Here is a 17,858-nt window from a genome sequence, read left to right as displayed (position 1 = left end):
TTATCTGCATCGTGTTTTGTACTTTTGCAAGACTAAAAATATACTTTTTACATGAAATTATCTAAAGACCTTGTGCTTAAACAAGCCAATGCAGCCTGTAAAAATACACTCATGGAGACTTTGCAAATAGAAATTGTAGATTTTGGCGATGATTTTCTGGTAGCACGTATGCCTGTAACGCCTAAAGTACATCAGCCCGATGGCGTTTTGCATGGCGGTGCAACGGCAGCTTTGGCAGAAAGTGTGGGAAGCTTCGCAAGTCATATTTTTATAGATACCGAAGAGTTTTTTGTTCGGGGGATAGAAATTACAGCCAATCATTTAAAAAGTATTCGTTCGGGGTATGTGTTCGCTAAAGCTACATTTTTACATAAAGGACGAACAACACAATTGTTGGATATTAAGGTAACCGATGAGGCCGATAACTTAATTTCGATATGCAAATTATCCACCATTGCATTACCTAAAAATAAGTAAATGCAAGAGCGTCTTTTTTTTGATAAAATAAAATCGCAATTCGCTAATCAATTACCTTTTGTTGCGTACAGTAAACCAAATTCTAATAATGTTACAGGATTATTTCAAAACAATAATCAATTAAATTTTACTGAAACATTTACAGAATCAGGCTTTGTTTTTGCACCTTTTGATGATGTTTCAAATGCTGTATTAATACCTTTGGAGGTTTCAGAAAAACTCCAAATTGAAGTCGATTTTGAAATTCTAGAAGCTGATTTTACAGATTCCAAAACCATCACAACGGAAAATCAGGAGGAAGTTAAATCAGCATATACTGCACTTGTTACTTCTGCAATACAGGCTATAAAGTCTCATGCGTTTGAGAAAGTTGTATTGTCGCGCGAAGAGTTAATAACGGTTAAGGATTTTAATATAGTAACGGTTTTAAAAAAACTATTGGTAAACTATAGGCGTGCCTTTGTGTATTGCTGGTATCATCCGCAAGTCGGACTTTGGTTAGGGGCTACTCCAGAAACTTTGCTCCAAATCGAAGGCAACCGATTAACCACTATGGCCTTGGCGGGGACACAAGTTTATAAAGGCACTTTGGAAGTTGATTGGGGAGAGAAAGAAATTAAGGAGCAACAATACGTTATCGATTTTATTCAATCGCAATTAAAACCAGTGGTTAACACGGTATCGGTTTCTAAAGTTAATACAGTTAAAGCAGGTTCGCTTTTACACTTGCAAACTCAAATTTCTGCAATCTTACAACCAGAAACCAATCTGTTAAATATAGTGAAGGCATTGCATCCCACTCCTGCGGTATGTGGTTTGCCTAAAGCAAATGCAAAACAATTTATTCTTCAGAACGAAGGGTATAACAGGTCGTTTTATACGGGGTTTCTTGGTGAGTTAAATTTTAAGCAACGACAAACCAGAAATACCAATAGGCGAAATGTAGAGAACAATGCCTATGCGACCGTAAAATCGGCTACACATTTGTTTGTTAATTTACGTTGTATGCAGGTTAAAAATAGCACTGTAAGTTTGTATGTGGGCGGCGGGATTACCAAAGACTCTAATCCAGAAGCCGAATATTTAGAAACCGAACATAAAACACAAACCATGAAAACCGTGTTGTTTTAAGAAAAATACTATCGGAAAACTTTTATAGAGATTTTAAGTTTTGTAGCAATCATTAATTTCATAGAAATTGTTTTTTATTTATTAGGTTTTAGGCTGAGTTAAAGTGAATCTTTTATTGTTTTATAAATTTTGTTAAATACTTTTAAATGTCTTATTTTTAATTGTTTATAAGTGTTTTTTGAGACGTGCAATTAATCAATAAATAAGAACCAATGAAATCTAAGTTACCATTTTTAATACTGATAGTTTTAGCATTTATAACATCTTGTAAAGAAACTACAAAAGAGTCCACAACCGAAAATCATGAAACTACAGAAAACGTAGCTGCTTCCAATGCTGCTGTCTATTATAATGGAGACATTATTACTATGGAAGGCGACTCGCCTGAATATGTTGAAGCTGTTGTTGTGAAAGATGGAAGAATAGCCTTTACTGGGAAAAGAGATGAGGCGATGACAGTGGCCGGATCAGGTCATAAAATGATAGATTTAGAAGGTCATACGCTTTTGCCTGGATTTATCGATGGTCACGGTCATGCCTGGAATGCTGGTTTTCAGGCTGTGTCTGCAAATTTATTACCAGACCCAGATGGCGAAGGTAAAAGTATTGATGACATTATTAGGTTGCTGAACGAATGGAAAGAGAAAAATACAGAAGCCATTTCAAAATATGGTGTTATAATAGGGTTTGGTTATGATGATTCGCAACTAAAAGAAAAGAGACACCCAACAGCAGACGACTTAGACAAAGTATCTACAGAGTTACCTGTATATATTATCCATCAATCAGGTCATTTAGCATCTACCAATCACAAAGGACTGGAAGTAGCGGGTTATACTGCTGGTGTAAAAGATCCTGCAGGAGGGGCTATACGAAGAGAAGACGGTACAGATGTGCCGAATGGTGTTTTAGAGGAAATGGCTAGTTTTATTCCGCTTATTAAATTTATGTCGACCTTAGACACCAAAGCTAATGAACTTATCGCAAAGGCAGGTATTGAAGCCTATATTAAATTTGGATATACTACAGTTCAGGAAGGAAGAGCAACTTCCGATAATTGCGAAACCTGGAAAGTTTTGGCGAGTAGAAACGAATTACCTGTAGATGTTGCTGCATATCCAGATATTCAGTCACAAATGGATTATATGTTGGTTCATGGCGATAGCGATCAATATACCAATCATTATAGAATAGCAGGTGTAAAATTGTCTTTAGATGGTTCTCCTCAAGGAAAAACAGCATGGTTAACCAAACCTTATAAAGTGCCGCCTCAGGGAAAACCAAAGGACTATAGAGGCTATCCTGCGATAAAAGAGAATGCCGAAGTTCTTAAATTTGTAGATTCGGCATACGCTCATAACTGGCAGATTTTAACCCATTGTAATGGCGATGCTTCAGGAGACCAATTGATTGAAGCCGTTACAAAAGCCACCGAAACTTATGGGAAGAATGACAGACGACCTGTAATGATACATTCCCAAACCGTACGTTTTGATCAATTGGATAAAATGAAAGAATTAGGCATGTCTCCCTCTTTTTTTAGTATGCATACTTATTATTGGGGCGATTGGCATCGCGATGAAACTTTAGGAAAGGAACGGGCTTACAAAATCTCTCCAACAGCAACAGCCTTGAAAAAAGGCATGATTTTCACCGAACACCACGATGCTCCTGTAGCCTTACCTAGTAGTATTATGATTTTACATACTACAGTTAATAGAGTAAGCAGGTCTGGAGATATTATTGGACCAGATGAAAGAGTGAGTCCATACATTGGGCTTTGTAGTTTAACTAAATGGGGAGCATATCAATATTTTGAAGAAGATTCCAAAGGTACTTTAGAGGCAGGAAAATTAGCAGATTTTGTTATTCTTGATAAGAATCCCCTTAAAATTGATCCAATGAGTATTAAGGATATTACTGTGCTGGAGACCATAAAAGAAGGGAATACAGTTTTTAAGAAATAGTATGAGCTCCATGAAGTAATTAGTAAAAAGAGTAAGAAATAGAACTAAAACAGCTTTTGGTGCAAATTTCAATTTAGGAATGTGTAATTTTGCAGTTCATTTCTAGAAGTATTTTTTACATGATATATTCAGCGATTCCCCTCGCACAAACTGTAGTGCAGCTCTGTAAAGCTAAAAACATAAAACACATTGTTATTTCCCCAGGTAGTCGTAATGCGCCTTTAACCATTGGGTTTACCCACGATTCGTTTTTTAAATCGTATAGTATTGTAGACGAACGTTGTGCTGCTTTTTTTGCATTAGGTATCGCACAGCAATTACAAGAACCTGTAGCCGTGGTTTGTACTTCGGGAAGTGCCTTGTTAAATTATTATCCGGCATTGGCAGAGGCGTATTATAGCAATATTCCTTTAGTGGTATTATCGGCAGATCGACCAGCTCATAAAGTTGGTATTGGGGATGGGCAAACCATTAATCAACCCGATGTATTTAAAAATCACATTTTTTATTCCGCGAATTTAAAGTTAGACAATGTAACGTGCCCAAAGCTTCAAAATGAAATACAAGAATATAATGAAGCAGAGATTACTAAAGCATTACAAATTGCTAAAAAGGTATGTGGCCCGGTGCATATTAACATTCCGTTCGATGAACCCTTGTATCATACAACAGATACTTTAAATGTTTCTCCAGTTAATACCCAAGAATCCGAAACAGACGAATTAGATAGCGACAGTATTAAAGATTGTGCTGAGCAGTGGAATGCAGTTAAACGAAAATTGATTTTAGTAGGTGTAAATTCACCAAACGTCATAGAGCAACGGTATTTAGAAATTTTAGCGAAAGATGATAGTGTATTGGTGTTTACCGAAACCACTTCTAACTTGCATCATGAAGATTTTTTTCCAAATATCGACAAAATCATAACGCCGTTAACAGCAACCGAGTTTGAAGCTTTACAGCCAGATATTTTGCTGACTTTTGGAGGTTTAATTGTCTCTAAACGCATTAAGGCATTCTTGCGTAACTACCAGCCTAAACAGCATTGGCATGTGGGAAAACATAAGGCTAATAACACATTTTTTTGTTTAAACAAGCATGTTGTGTCTGCACCAAATCAGTTTTTTAAAGCATTTACTTCTCATATTTCACCTGTTAAAAGTGAATATAAACACTATTGGAATGCAGTAAAAGCATCTAGGGAAAAAGCGCACCAGATATTTTTAAACAAGGCACCATTTTCCGATTTAAAAGTGTTTGATACCGTTTTAAAACACATACCGCAACACAGTATTTTACAATTAAGTAATAGTTCTACAATCAGGTACAATCAGCTTTTTAATATAGATAGCACCGTGCAGGTATTTTGTAATCGCGGCACAAGTGGCATAGACGGCAGTACATCTACAGCTATTGGTGCGGCTTCTGTACATGAAAAAATAAGTACTTTAATAACGGGCGATTTGAGTTTCTTTTACGATAGTAATGCTTTGTGGAATAATTATATTCCGTCTAATTTCAGAATTATTATAATTAATAATGAAGGAGGAGGGATATTCAGAATATTACCAGGGCATAAAAACACACCAAATTTCGATTATTTTTTCGAAACAAAACATCATTTGAGTGCCAAACAATTGGCGGAAATGTATGGTTTTAAGTATAGAAAAGCTTCAAACGAAAAAGAATTACAACAAGCGTTAACGCCTTTTTATAGCAATGAAGGTCAGCCAGAAATTTTAGAAATTTTCACACCATCAACCAGTAATGATACCGTAATTTTAGAGTATTTTAAAGCGTTGAATTTTTTGAATAAAAACAATAATAGCATTATCTTTACCACATGATACATTTAGGAGAATACAATACACTAACCATTTTACGCGATACCGATCCGGGTTTATTTTTAGGCGATAATGATAATAACGAAGTTTTACTTCCTAACCGTTATGTGCCCGAATATTTTGAAATAGGAGACGAGATTGAGGTTTTTGTGTATTTAGATAACGAAGAACGCATTATTGCAACTACAGATAAACCGTATATAAAAAAGGGCGATTTTGTAGTATTGCGTTGTAATGAAGCCAATCAATACGGAGCTTTTTTAGATTGGGGATTGGTAAAGGAATTGTTTTGCCCGTTTAAAGAACAGGCTTTTAAAATGCAAAAAGGCGGTTGGTATTTGGTGCATTGTTACGAAGACGAAAAAAGTAATCGTTTGGTGGCATCTAGTAAAACCAATCGTTTTTTGAGTAATAAAGAGCTAACTGTAGAGCAGTTTGATGAGGTAGATGTTATAGTGTCTCATCCATCCGATTTTGGCATGAATGTTATTGTGAATAATATCCACACAGGACTTATTTTTAAAGACGATATCTATAAAGATTTAAGTGTAGGCGATAAACTAAAAGGGATTGTAAAAAAAGTACGTCCAGATAATAAGTTAGACATCACTTTGGGGCAAGTAGGTTACAGAAGTATAGAGCCTAATGCCGATGCCATTATGGTAGAGCTTCAAGATAACAACGGGTTTTTAAACCTTACAGATAAGTCCGATCCAGAAACCATTCGCGAGCTTTTGCAAATGAGTAAAAAAAGCTTCAAAAAAGCCGTAGGTACGCTTTACAAAAAGCGTTTAATAGACATTAAAGAAGACGGGATTTATTTGCTGTAATATACTTGTTTGGGATTATGGAATTGCTATTTAAAACCATTACACATGCAGATTTACAACTTGTGTTGGATATGTTTAAAGCAGCAGCCGAAAAAATTGCTGAGAAAAATATCGATCATTGGCAATATTGGAAAAATCCACCCCAAGAAAAAATACAATGGGTTGAAGCCGGCTTAAAGAATGGCGAATTTGTTTTCATTTATACTAACAAAGGCCAGAAAATAGGCATGGTCAGGATTTTAAATGAAGATGTGCTGTATTGGGGTGTGCAAGAACAAAAGGCCAAATACGTACATTCTCTGGCTATACAAGAAGCATTTAACGGTAAGGGTTTTGGAAAAAAAGTGCTACAAGCTATAGCAGAAGAAGCAAAACAAGCGCGTTGTATGTTTTTACGATTAGATGCCGATTCTAAAAACCCGAAATTGTGTAAGTATTACGAAGACATGGGATTTGTAAAAGTTGGCGAAAAGCAATTGCCTTTATCGGTTTATAATTTATATCAAAAATCATTAAACTAAAAATATATTATGACATTTAAATACGGTACAGCAGTGTTGTTTATGGTGTTAATTTTATTTTCGTGTAACTCATCTGATGATTCTAACGAAACACCTGTAAATCCGCCAGAAACAACCGACTTTATTTCGGCGGTAGATATTTCAAGTTGGCCAGAAATAGCCTCAACCAATCCTGTGTTTCAAGATGCAGATGGTAATGAGCAAGGTTTTTTAGAACAGCTTAAGTCTTATGGCGTTAATACGGTAAGGCTGCGCCTTTGGGTAAACCCTTTAAACGAACATTCGGGATATAACGAAGTAAAAGCGTTTGCTTCGCAATTAAAAGCGCAAGGCTTTAAAATTTGGTTGTCGGTACATTATTCCGATACTTGGGCCGATCCTGCAAATCAGGAAATTCCCGAAGCTTGGAAAAACTTAAATTTCGATGGCCTTAATGCCGAAGTAGGTGAATATACCCAAATGGTAGCAAAGGAGATTCAGCCAGAATACATACAAATTGGTAACGAAATTAATCCTGGTTTTTTATTGCCAGAAGGCGATATCAATACGAATTACATGCAGTTTAAAACCCTTATGGAAACAGCAATTTCTGAAGTTAGAGTAGCATCACCAGCATCCAAAATCATGATTCATTTTGCAGGGACAGAACATGCCGACTGGTTTTTTGGTCAGGTTGATGCTTTAGATTACGATATTATTGGGTTGTCGTTTTATCCTATTTGGCACGGAAAGAGTTTAACGGCATTACAAAATACAATGGCAAACTTAAGTAGTAAATACGATAAAGACATTGTAATTGCAGAAACCGCATATCCGTTTACTTTAGATTGGAACGATTGGACAAATAATATTGTAGGACAAGAGGATCAGTTAATAACTGGATATCCTGCAAGCCCACAGGGACAATTCGATTTTTTAAAGAGTATAAAAACAATTACTCAAGATTTAGAACGCGGAATTGGTTTTTGTTATTGGGGTGCCGAACTTATTGCTTGGAAGGGGACAGAAGCAACCAATGGTTCGCCATGGGAAAATCAGGCGCTTTTCGATTTTAACAATACAGCTTTGCCTGTTTTAGAAGTTTTTAAAGCGGAGTAATGGCAAATAAAGCGGTATAAAAAAAGCTGATTTTCAAGTACTCTTCTTAAAAATCAGCTTTTTTATTAGTTAACCACTTTTGGTTGTTGCTTACAGTCCTAAATCTTTTTTTATCTTTTTAGGTAAAGCATCTTTATGTACCATTACAGAGATCGTTTTTAACTTAAAATAAGCTTCACTCATATAAATATAACCGTCGTTAGACACGCGGTCTGAATTTTTTCCCCAAGAGTTTTTTACTTTGTAATAGGTGTTTCCTTTTTGGTCTTCAACTATTCCAACAATATGCATCAGGTGATCGTCTGTAGTGTCGAAGTTTTCGAATTCTTGTTGTCTGTATTCTGGAGTTACTTTTAATTCTTTTTCAATCTTGGTTAATGCAGATTGATAATCTTTTTCATCTTTAGGTACTACCGCGATACCGTGTTTTGCCGAGAAGGTTTTTTCGCTAACATCGCAATCCAATTCTACTGTAAAACCATTTTTTAAAGCGTTGTTGGTTATGTCTACCAATTCGTCTAATTCAACATTGTAAAAACTACCGTTCGAAAAGTTGTCAGGTATATCCAATATAAAAGTAGAGTTGTAGGGGTGGTGGGTAAACGAGGTAATGCTTACATAGTCTTTTGCCTGTAAACCTGTCATTTCTAAAAACGATTGTGGCGTATAGTTTACACCTTCATAACTAAACGAGGTGATGTTTTTGCCTAAATTTTTATCTAAGATGTCAGACACATCGGTTTTCCAATTCCCAGAGTAGGCTTTAGGATCTTTAATATAATTGTCTAATACAGTTTTTAAGTCTTCAACCAAATTGGAGTGGTCGTGCTTATCTTGTTTTTTTTGCAGACCAGTATAAACATCGTTGGGTACCAAGCCAAATTGCGACATGCTATTAATAACATCGTGGGCTAAACCACCTTCGCTAAATTGGGCTTTACCTTGGCGCATAACATAATTCCAAGATTTTATTGGGTAAGTCTGTCTTACGGTATACATTTCTGATAAATCGATATGTTTTCCCGAAATTCTAATAATTTCACTTTCTAAAAACGATGAGGTCGAGAAGCTCCAACACGTCCCTGTTTTACCTTGGCTTAATACGTCGGTAGCACTTAAATCGGTTATAGTTTCAAATTTGTAAGCTTGCGAAAATAGGGTTGTTGTAAAGGCAAACAACAACAAGAAAATGGGATATTTTTTCATTCTTATTTTAAGGGTTTGTTTAAAATGATTTATTTTTGGCTAAAATAATAAAAATGGAAAAAGCCAATTGGGTAACAGCCAAAGAATACGAAGATATTACCTATAAAAAGTGCAACGGTGTAGCCAGAATTGCATTTAACCGACCAAACATACGTAACGCTTTTAGACCAAAAACCACAAGCGAATTGTACGATGCCTTTTACGATGCGAATGAAGATGTTAATATAGGCGTAGTATTATTATCGGCAGAAGGTCCTTCAACCAAAGACGGCGTGTATTCGTTTTGTAGTGGTGGAGACCAAAATGCCCGAGGAAAGCAAGGTTATGTAGGCGAAGATGGATACCATCGTTTAAATATATTAGAAGTGCAACGATTAATCAGGTTTATGCCTAAAGCGGTAATAGCCGTAGTGCCAGGTTGGGCAGTAGGTGGCGGACATTCGTTGCATGTGGTCTGCGATTTAACTTTAGCGAGTAAAGAGCATGCTATCTTTAAACAAACAGATGCCGATGTTACAAGCTTTGATGCGGGATACGGATCGGCGTATTTGGCTAAAATGGTAGGACAGAAAAAAGCGCGTGAAATCTTTTTCTTAGGGCGTAATTATTCGGCTCAGGAAGCTTTCGAAATGGGTATGGTTAATGCTGTTATCCCTCATGATGAGTTGGAAGATACTGCTTACGAGTGGGCTCAGGAAATTTTAGCAAAGTCCCCAACGTCTATCAAAATGTTAAAGTTTGCCATGAATCTTACCGACGACGGTATGGTAGGGCAACAAGTGTTTGCAGGAGAGGTAACGCGATTGGCATACATGACCGATGAGGCCAAAGAAGGACGGAATGCCTTTTTAGAAAAGCGTAAACCGAATTTCGAAAAAAAATGGATTCCTTAAGGTGTAGCACATGACAAAATTTTCGACTTGGATTTCGGCCATGAGGTTAAGAACCTTACCCTTATCGGTGTCTGGAATAATTGTAGCGGGCTGCTTGGCTGCTTATAACGGATTTTTTAATCCGTTAATTTTTATTTTGGCTATCCTAACAACTTTAAGTTTACAAATATTATCTAACCTTGCTAACGATTATGGCGATGGTACAAAAGGCACCGATAACGACGATAGAATAGGACCTATGCGAGCCATACAAAGTGGCGAGATTTCAGCATCAGAAATGTTAAATGCCATTAAGCTAAATATTTTAATAACTATAGTTTTAGCTGTTTTATTAATATTTTCGGCATTTGGTTCTAAAAACTTCTTATTATCGCTGTTATTTTTTGTTTTGGGTTTGGCCAGTGTAGTAGCTGCCATAAAATATACGGTAGGTCATTCTGCTTACGGGTATAGAGGTTTGGGTGATATTTTTGTTTTTCTGTTTTTTGGTTTGGTAAGTGTTATTGGGTGTTACGTGCTTTTTGCCAAGCAAGTAGATCATGTAACTATTTTACCTGCCTGCGCTATAGGTTTATTAAGTGCTGGGGTGTTAAACCTTAATAATATGAGAGATATTGCATCAGACACCAAATCGAATAAAAATACTCTAGTGGTTAAGTTAGGTGCTGCAAAGGCCAAATTATATCATTATGTTTTGGTTGGAGGCGCTATGTTTTTAACCGCATTATTTGCTGTTTTGTATTATACTTCGCCATTTAATTTACTGTTTCTAATCATTTTTGTTCCTTTAACAAAGCATCTTGTTACTGTATATAAAAACGACAATCCTAAAGATTTAGATCCAGAACTAAAAAAACTGGCTTTAAGTACGTTTTTCCTTTCGGTACTTTTAGGGATTGGCTACATATTGTAATAGAATTCCTTATAAAATTGTTAAATCTCTACAAATTTAATTTATTTTATTGATATACAGTCTGTTATGTATTATCTTTATATCAGTTGATATATTATCAATAGTAGGCTTAAATTTAGCTTCATTTTTGGGGATTGAAAAACTCAGGCAGATTTCTATAATATGTCTGAGTTTTTTTTGTAATTTAATTTCAAATTATTGAATTATGAAAATTACATTTTATGGTCATGCCAGTTTGGGCATAGAGGTAAATGACGTGTTTATTTTAGTAGATCCTTTTATTTCCCCAAACCCCAAAGCATCGCATATAGATATTAACACCTTAAAGGCCGATTATATTTTGGTAACCCACGCGCATCAAGATCACGTGGCCGATGTAGAGGCGATTGCAAAACGTACTAATGCAGTTGTGGTTTCGAATGCAGAGATTGTGTCGTATTACGAAAAGTTGGGAATTGAGGGGCACCCGATGAATCATGGTGGTTCGTGGGATTTTGAATTCGGAACTGTAAAATATGTCAATGCCATTCATTCTTCCTGTTTTTCCGATGGTTCTTATGGTGGGCAACCAGGCGGTTTTGTAATTGAAGGTGAACGCAAAAACATCTACATTGCTGGTGATACGGCTTTAACTTTCGATATGAAATTAATTCCGATGCATTTACAATTAGACTTGGCCATTTTACCTATAGGAGATAACTTTACTATGGGGATAGACGATGCCATTTTAGCTAGCGATTTTGTGGCTTGCGATAAAGTTTTAGGATATCATTTTGATACTTTTGGATATATAGAAATAGACCATGAAGAGGCTAAACGTAAGTTTTTCGATAAAAATAAAGATTTAATGCTCCTAGAATTAGGGGAGTATATAGAGCTTTAATATAAAAGGTATTTATTTGAAAAGGTTCAACGGGTTTAGTTGGACTTTTTTTTTGCTTTATACGTGTCGTTTAAACCAACACCATTTAAAATTAAGGGTGTACATTTTTCTATTCTAGAATAACGTGTTTCGGATTTCTTGGGTTGCGAGAAATGTAAAATATAACCGCGTTGTCTGCCAGGCGTAAGGGCTTCGAAGGCTGCTTTTAAATTAGTGTCGGCTTCAAAAGTGCGTTCTAATTCCTCTGGAATAGGTTCTGGATTTGTTTTAAAAGGAATTTTTAAACCGGCTTTTTCAATCTCAATGGCTTCAAAAATATAAGCTTTAATATCGGCTTCAATAGGCTGAATATCCTTTAAGCTTGTAAACTTAAAAAAGCGACCAGCTTGCGAATTTGGTCCAGGCTTTTCTAACATTTGTTTCGTATCGGCCAACAAAGCGCCTTTAAAAAAATTGATAGCGCCGTAGTTTTTAAACGCAGTTAGTAGTAAGACATTAGACTGGTTATACATGTAACAGGGCACACCCCATTTGCAGGTTTCTGTAAGTCCGCAAGACAATAACAAACGTCTTAGATATCGCAATTCGGTTTCAAACGGAAGTACTTTGCAATCAGCAGTACCTCCAAGCGGACATCTTCCGCAGCCTGCGATAAAATAATTGTCGACATCTTGATTCATTAGTGAAATATTTTACAATTAGCTTATTAGTTGGTGGTAATATAATTAAAATACCTTAAATAATTTGGCATTTCTGCCGTAACCAAAACCAGGAATAAAAAACTAAACCACTATAGACTGGAAGTCCATAGGTTTGAAAACAGACTGAAAGTCTGATTATTTGTGTTCGTTTTAACCACAAATACACGAATATTTCTATAAAAACTATGTCAAATATTCGTGAATTCGTGGCGTAAAAATATTTATAGAAACTGAAAGTCTTGCACTAAAAGTGCATAGTTTCAACTAACGACTGAGACCAATGAAGTTGGTGTTTCTGAAATAATTTTAAAGCCATTCGAGCAGCATTAGAGAGTTCTAATCCACATAATTCTCGTTTGTCTTTAAAATGAGATTCCTAAAATTCGGCCTCGATTTAGTGGTTAGTTTAAAATTAACATCTCGATTTATTCAAACCTCTGTCGTACATAACGATACTGCCAGCAACCGAAACATTTAAACTGAATTGCGATTGAAACTTAACCAAAAAATGAGCTTTTTCTATGGCCTGTTTAGACAGCCCGTGATCTTCGGCACCTAATAAATATACGCAACGTCTGGGATGGTTGAAGGTTTCTAAGTCAACAGCTTCATCGGTAAGTTCTACGCCAACTAAGCGGGTACCTTTGGGCATATTATTAAAAAACTCGTCGAATGTTTCATAGTGGAAATAGGGCATTGCTTTTACGGCATCGTGGGTGTCGCATGCTTGTTTGGCATAGCGGTTGCCAATAGTAAAAATAAAGCTGGCTCCTAAGTTTTGAGCCGAGCGCCATAAAACGCCTAAATTTTCTGGTGTTTTTCCGTTTTGAATGCCTATGCCAAAATATTCGTTGGTAAAATTATCGTTCATAGTAGGCAAAAATAAGAAAAGTCATTAAGAGTTATCAGCTTAATTTAACACTTGTCATGGTTAGCGATCCTGCCAAAGGTTTGTCGTTAAATAGTAAGATGTCGTCTTGTTTGTTCTGTAGACCTAGCGTGTATAATAAAGGTAAATAATGTTCTGGTGTAGGAATTGCCAAGTCGAATGCCGTACCATGCGATTTAAAATCTATTAAAGCTTGGTGGTTGCCATCCAAAATCCAAGATTTTATTTTAGAATCGGCTTCAATTGCCCAATCGTATGCATAATAGTCGTTTATTTTGTTCCAAGCAATTTGTCTTAAATTATGTACTATGTTACCACTGCCTATAATGAGAACACCTTTATGTCTTAACGCTTTAAGCTGTTTTGCCAAAGCGTAATGGTAATCGGCTGGTTTTGTATAATCGATACTTAATTGAATAATAGGAACGTTGGCATCTGGAAACAAATGTTTAACTACGGTCCAAGCGCCGTGGTCTAAACCCCATTTATGGTCTAAATGCACGGTATCTTTAGGTTGAATGAGTTCTGTGATTTCGTTAGCCAATTCAGGATGTCCTGGAGCGGGGTATTGCACATCGTAAAGTGCTTTAGGAAATCCGCCAAAATCATGAATGGTTTTAGGATGTTCCATTGCGGTTACAAAAGTACCTTTAGTTTCCCAATGGGCCGATATTACGATTATAGCATTGGGTTTATCTAACAATTCACGTTGGTCTTTAAAGCCCTGAACAAATTCGTTGTCTTCTATGCCATTCATGGGCGAGCCATGCCCCAAAAATAAGGCGGGCATGCGCTCTGATTGGCCAAAGGAATCAGAAATATGCTGTAATTGATTTAAAGAATTCATTTAAAAAGTAATTCATGAAACGAAAGTAGTCACTATACTTTGGTAATATACTATAATAAAATCAGTAATTTTAAGGTTCAGTCAATAAGGTTATAATATTATGAGTAACAGTTTTCCAACGTGTTTTGTTTTTTACGTTTTCTTCTTAATAAAATGATGCCAAAGGCAATACATACTCCCATAGCAGCCATAGCGGCGCCTACCCAATCGGCTGCGGTGTAGCCATACCCCATGGCAATCGGCAATCCAGCAAAGTAAGCTCCTGAGGCATTTCCAATATTAAAAGCACTTTGGTTTAAGGACGACCCTAAAGTTTCGGACCCTTTTGCGGCATTTATAATAGCAATTTGTATAGGTGTAGATAAGCAAAATGTAACCGTACCAATTATAAAAGTCATGACTAGCACCATAATTTTGTCTGATGCCAAAATGGTATTTAACGACAAGCAAATTACCATACAAATTAATGTAATGATGACGGCATTAATAGGTAGGAATTTTTCGGCGAGTTTGGCTCCTATAAAATTGCCAATAACCATACCTAAGCCGGCTAAAATCATGGCGAAAGAAACCATTGTATCTGGATGCCCAGCAACATCGGTAATTAAAGGAGCTATGTAGCTGTACCAAGCAAAAAAGCCTCCCGTACCAATGGTTGTTAGTAAAATAATAAGCCAAAGTTCTAAACGCTTAAAAATTTTAAATTCCTTAATGAAATTAGTAGCAGATGATTCTTTAAAATCTGGCATCCAAAATTTCACACTTAAAACAGCCATAACGCCAACAATACCTACCATTAAAAAAGAAACGTGCCACGCAAAGTGTTTTCCAACATAGGTGCCTAGCGGAACACCCAAAAGGTTAGCAAAAGTTAAACCACTAAACATAATGGCAATACCTTGTGCAGCTTTGCCAGGTTTAGATAATTTACCAGCAACCACGGCGCCAATACCAAAAAAGGCTCCATGAGGTAGACCCGATAAAAAACGAAGTATTAAAAATGAAGTATATCCCGTTGCAAATGCCGATAAAGTATTAAAAACAGTAAACCAAAGCATTAAAGCCATAAGTACTTTGTTAGCAGGCCATTTGTTGCCTAAACCGGTAAGTAGTGGCGCACCAATAACCACGCCTAAAGCATAAGCCGAGATAAAATGCCCAGCTTTTGGGATGCTAATATTAAAAGCCGTAGCAACATCTGGTAAAATACCCATAATTACGAACTCGGTTAAACCAATTCCGAAACCACCAATGGCTAATGATAATAATGCTTTGTTCATAAATTTATTAATTAATGCAAGCCACAAAAGTAGTTAGACTTATGTTGCTAACTGATGTATATACAATAAAAAAAACGTTAATTGTTTACTGTTCAAAAAACTAAGATTTTGTTTGTATAATTATAAGAATATGCGAAGGAAAGTTGTAGAAATTATAAAACTTTAAAAGATTGAGTACTGTTTAAAAATTGAAATTGCAGAAAATACTTGAAATACTTAAAAATGCATTTCAATTTAAATGTTAAAATAATACGTAGATATGCTTTAGATTTAGTGTTAAAAATCCGATATTTGTATTTGAATTTTGCGCAAGGGATAGGAGTGGCATCCTTTTTAAATGGTTACATTTAAAAAGATATAACGAATAGCCTGACGCTTTGTAACTTCAGTGTAAAAGCGGTGCGCCCTAAGAAACAATTTTAAAATGGCAATGAATAAAAATACGGTTTTAGCATGGGCTACAACCATAATGATAGTAGTTGGTCTGGGTTTAATTGCTTTGGGAGCCTTTAGATATAACGATGTAGCCGGTTGGGGTTTCGCATCTGTAGGGATAGGTTTTTTTGCAATAGCCTGGGTTTTTAATGCTTTAAAAGGTAGAGTGTAATTATGAGCGACGATAAGAAAGTTATTTTTTCGATGTCTGGTTTAACCAAGACATTTCCAGGTGCAAATACGCCTGTTTTAAAAAATATTTATTTAAGTTTTTTCTATGGTGCCAAGATTGGTATTTTAGGTCTTAATGGTTCTGGTAAATCTACATTATTGAAAATTATTGCAGGTGTAGATAAAAATTATCAAGGCGATGTTACTTTTCTTCAAGATTATTCTGTTGGATATCTGGAACAAGAGCCGCAATTAGATGAAGATAAAACCGTTATGGAAATTGTTAAGGAAGGTGCGGCCGAAACCGTAGCTATTCTTGAAGAATACAATAAAATTAACGATATGTTTGGTTTGGAGGAAGTGTACTCTAACCCAGATAAAATGGATAAGTTAATGGCCAGACAGGCCGAACTGCAAGACCAGATTGATGCGACCAATGCGTGGGAGCTAGATACCAAGTTAGAAATTGCTATGGATGCGCTTAGAACTCCAGATGGCGATAAAAAAATAAGTGTGCTTTCTGGTGGAGAACGCAGGCGTGTAGCACTTTGCCGTTTATTACTACAAGAACCAGATGTGTTGCTTTTAGACGAGCCAACCAACCACTTAGATGCCGAATCGGTACATTGGCTAGAGCAGCATTTAGCCCAGTACAAAGGTACGGTTATCGCGGTAACGCACGATAGGTATTTCTTAGATAATGTTGCGGGATGGATTTTAGAGTTAGACCGAGGCGAAGGTATTCCGTGGAAAGGTAATTACTCGTCGTGGTTAGACCAGAAATCTAAGCGTTTGGCTCAAGAAAATAAAACAGCATCTAAGCGCCAAAAAACATTGGAACGCGAGTTGGAGTGGGTAAGACAAGGCGCTAAAGGTAGACAAACGAAGCAGAAAGCCCGTTTGAAAAATTACGATAAATTGATGAGTCAAGACCAAAAGCAGCTTGACGAAAAACTGGAAATCTATATTCCTAACGGACCACGATTAGGTACTAATGTTATAGAAGCCAAAGGCATAAGTAAAGGTTTTGATGATAAATTACTTTACGAAGATTTAAACTTTAATTTGCCGCAGGCAGGAATTGTTGGTGTGATTGGTCCTAATGGCGCTGGTAAAACAACCATTTTTAAAATGATTATGGGCGAGGCTACTCCAGATAAAGGAAGCTTTGAAGTTGGTGAAACTGCAAAAATTGCTTACGTAGACCAGAGCCATGCTAATATAGATCCTGAAAAAACAATATGGCAAAATTTTAGCGATGAGCAAGAATTAGTGCTAATGGGAGGTAAGCAGGTAAATTCTAGAGCTTATTTAAGTCGTTTTAATTTCAGTGGAAGCGAACAGAATAAAAAAGTAAAGTTATTGTCTGGAGGAGAAAGAAACCGATTGCATCTTGCCATGACCTTAAAGGAAGAGGGTAACGTTTTACTTTTAGATGAGCCTACCAACGATTTAGATGTAAATACACTTAGAGCTTTAGAAGAAGGTTTAGAGAATTTTGCAGGTTGTGCCGTGGTTATTAGTCACGACAGATGGTTTTTAGACAGAATATGTACTCACATTCTTGCTTTTGAAGGCGATAGTCAAGTTTATTTCTTCGAGGGTAGTTTTAGCGATTATGAAGAAAATAAAAAGAAACGTTTAGGTGGCGATATTATGCCAAAACGTATTAAGTATAAAAAACTGGTGAGATAACATTGCATTTCTTATGCTCATTATATTACAAAGAAAAAAGCCTGCTATAAAATGCAGGCTTTTTGCGTATTAAATAG

At 36.2% G+C, this 17,858-nt stretch carries 17 protein-coding genes; 12 read left to right on the top strand and 5 right to left on the bottom strand.

What is annotated here, in order from left to right; genetic code table 11:
• Positions 1-51 precede the first annotated feature (51 nt).
• The 7 genes from ACR9EA_RS10595 to ACR9EA_RS10565 all read left to right on the top strand — a co-directional run bounded on the left by ACR9EA_RS10595 (position 52) and on the right by ACR9EA_RS10565 (position 7,868).
• The gene (locus ACR9EA_RS10595) at positions 52-477 is read left to right on the top strand and encodes a PaaI family thioesterase (RefSeq protein ID WP_435132627.1); all 426 of its coding nucleotides are present in this window, start codon (positions 52-54) and stop codon (positions 475-477) included.
• The gene (locus ACR9EA_RS10590) at positions 478-1,608 is read left to right on the top strand and encodes a chorismate-binding protein (protein WP_435132625.1); all 1,131 of its coding nucleotides are present in this window, start codon (positions 478-480) and stop codon (positions 1,606-1,608) included.
• A 212-nt stretch (positions 1,609-1,820) separates the two neighbouring features.
• Complete coding sequence (locus ACR9EA_RS10585) at positions 1,821-3,575, top strand: amidohydrolase (RefSeq protein ID WP_435132623.1); 1,755 nt, start codon at positions 1,821-1,823, stop codon at positions 3,573-3,575.
• Positions 3,576-3,694: 119 nt separating this feature from the next.
• The gene (menD, locus tag ACR9EA_RS10580; RefSeq protein WP_435132620.1) at positions 3,695-5,422 is read left to right on the top strand and encodes a 2-succinyl-5-enolpyruvyl-6-hydroxy-3-cyclohexene-1-carboxylic-acid synthase; all 1,728 of its coding nucleotides are present in this window, start codon (positions 3,695-3,697) and stop codon (positions 5,420-5,422) included.
• Positions 5,419-6,249, top strand: coding sequence for a CvfB family protein (locus ACR9EA_RS10575; protein WP_435132618.1), 831 nt, complete (start codon positions 5,419-5,421; stop codon positions 6,247-6,249). The genes menD and ACR9EA_RS10575 overlap by 4 nt, the downstream gene beginning before the upstream one ends.
• A gap of 17 nt (positions 6,250-6,266) precedes the next feature.
• Entirely contained in the window at positions 6,267-6,770 is a 504-nt protein-coding gene (locus tag ACR9EA_RS10570) for a GNAT family N-acetyltransferase (protein ID WP_435132615.1), read from the top strand.
• A gap of 9 nt (positions 6,771-6,779) precedes the next feature.
• Positions 6,780-7,868, top strand: coding sequence for a glycoside hydrolase family 53 protein (locus ACR9EA_RS10565; RefSeq protein WP_435132613.1), 1,089 nt, complete (start codon positions 6,780-6,782; stop codon positions 7,866-7,868).
• Positions 7,869-7,958: 90 nt separating this feature from the next.
• On the opposite strand, the gene ACR9EA_RS10560 is transcribed toward ACR9EA_RS10565, so the two are convergent.
• On the bottom strand, positions 7,959-9,074 hold the full coding sequence (locus tag ACR9EA_RS10560; RefSeq protein WP_435132610.1) for a C1 family peptidase: 1,116 nt from the start codon (positions 9,072-9,074) through the stop codon (positions 7,959-7,961).
• Between the two features lie 53 nt (positions 9,075-9,127).
• On the opposite strand from ACR9EA_RS10560, the gene ACR9EA_RS10555 reads away from it, so the two are divergent.
• The 3 genes from ACR9EA_RS10555 (at position 9,128) to ACR9EA_RS10545 (ending at position 11,763) form a co-directional block, all read left to right on the top strand.
• Complete coding sequence (locus ACR9EA_RS10555; RefSeq protein WP_435048251.1) at positions 9,128-9,967, top strand: 1,4-dihydroxy-2-naphthoyl-CoA synthase; 840 nt, start codon at positions 9,128-9,130, stop codon at positions 9,965-9,967.
• Between the two features lie 10 nt (positions 9,968-9,977).
• The gene (menA, locus tag ACR9EA_RS10550) at positions 9,978-10,880 is read left to right on the top strand and encodes a 1,4-dihydroxy-2-naphthoate octaprenyltransferase (protein WP_435132607.1); all 903 of its coding nucleotides are present in this window, start codon (positions 9,978-9,980) and stop codon (positions 10,878-10,880) included.
• A 205-nt stretch (positions 10,881-11,085) separates the two neighbouring features.
• The gene (locus ACR9EA_RS10545; RefSeq protein WP_435132604.1) at positions 11,086-11,763 is read left to right on the top strand and encodes a metal-dependent hydrolase; all 678 of its coding nucleotides are present in this window, start codon (positions 11,086-11,088) and stop codon (positions 11,761-11,763) included.
• 35 nt (positions 11,764-11,798) lie between these two features.
• On the opposite strand, the gene ACR9EA_RS10540 is transcribed toward ACR9EA_RS10545, so the two are convergent.
• The 4 genes from ACR9EA_RS10540 to ACR9EA_RS10525 form a co-directional block, all read right to left on the bottom strand.
• Positions 11,799-12,443 (bottom strand): YdeI/OmpD-associated family protein, encoded by a 645-nt coding sequence (locus ACR9EA_RS10540; protein WP_435132602.1) that lies wholly within the window; start codon positions 12,441-12,443, stop codon positions 11,799-11,801.
• Positions 12,444-12,876: 433 nt separating this feature from the next.
• On the bottom strand, positions 12,877-13,335 hold the full coding sequence (locus ACR9EA_RS10535; RefSeq protein WP_435132600.1) for an RNA methyltransferase: 459 nt from the start codon (positions 13,333-13,335) through the stop codon (positions 12,877-12,879).
• 34 nt (positions 13,336-13,369) lie between these two features.
• Complete coding sequence (ygiD, locus tag ACR9EA_RS10530) at positions 13,370-14,200, bottom strand: 4,5-DOPA dioxygenase extradiol (protein WP_435132597.1); 831 nt, start codon at positions 14,198-14,200, stop codon at positions 13,370-13,372.
• Between the two features lie 98 nt (positions 14,201-14,298).
• Positions 14,299-15,480, bottom strand: coding sequence for an MFS transporter (locus ACR9EA_RS10525; RefSeq protein ID WP_435132595.1), 1,182 nt, complete (start codon positions 15,478-15,480; stop codon positions 14,299-14,301).
• A 424-nt stretch (positions 15,481-15,904) separates the two neighbouring features.
• Here ACR9EA_RS10525 and ACR9EA_RS10520 point away from each other — a divergent pair, with 424 nt between their 5' ends.
• Both ACR9EA_RS10520 and ettA read left to right on the top strand, forming a co-directional pair.
• Complete coding sequence (locus tag ACR9EA_RS10520) at positions 15,905-16,087, top strand: CAL67264 family membrane protein (RefSeq protein WP_066218768.1); 183 nt, start codon at positions 15,905-15,907, stop codon at positions 16,085-16,087.
• 2 nt (positions 16,088-16,089) lie between these two features.
• On the top strand, positions 16,090-17,781 hold the full coding sequence (gene ettA, locus ACR9EA_RS10515; protein WP_435132592.1) for an energy-dependent translational throttle protein EttA: 1,692 nt from the start codon (positions 16,090-16,092) through the stop codon (positions 17,779-17,781).
• Positions 17,782-17,858 lie beyond the last annotated feature (77 nt).

Origin of the sequence: Formosa sp. A9, assembly GCF_051200825.1 — a bacterium.
Classification (GTDB): domain Bacteria; phylum Bacteroidota; class Bacteroidia; order Flavobacteriales; family Flavobacteriaceae; genus Formosa.
Note: the sequence above shows the minus strand (reverse complement) of the source record. Positions and strands in the feature narration are given on the sequence as shown.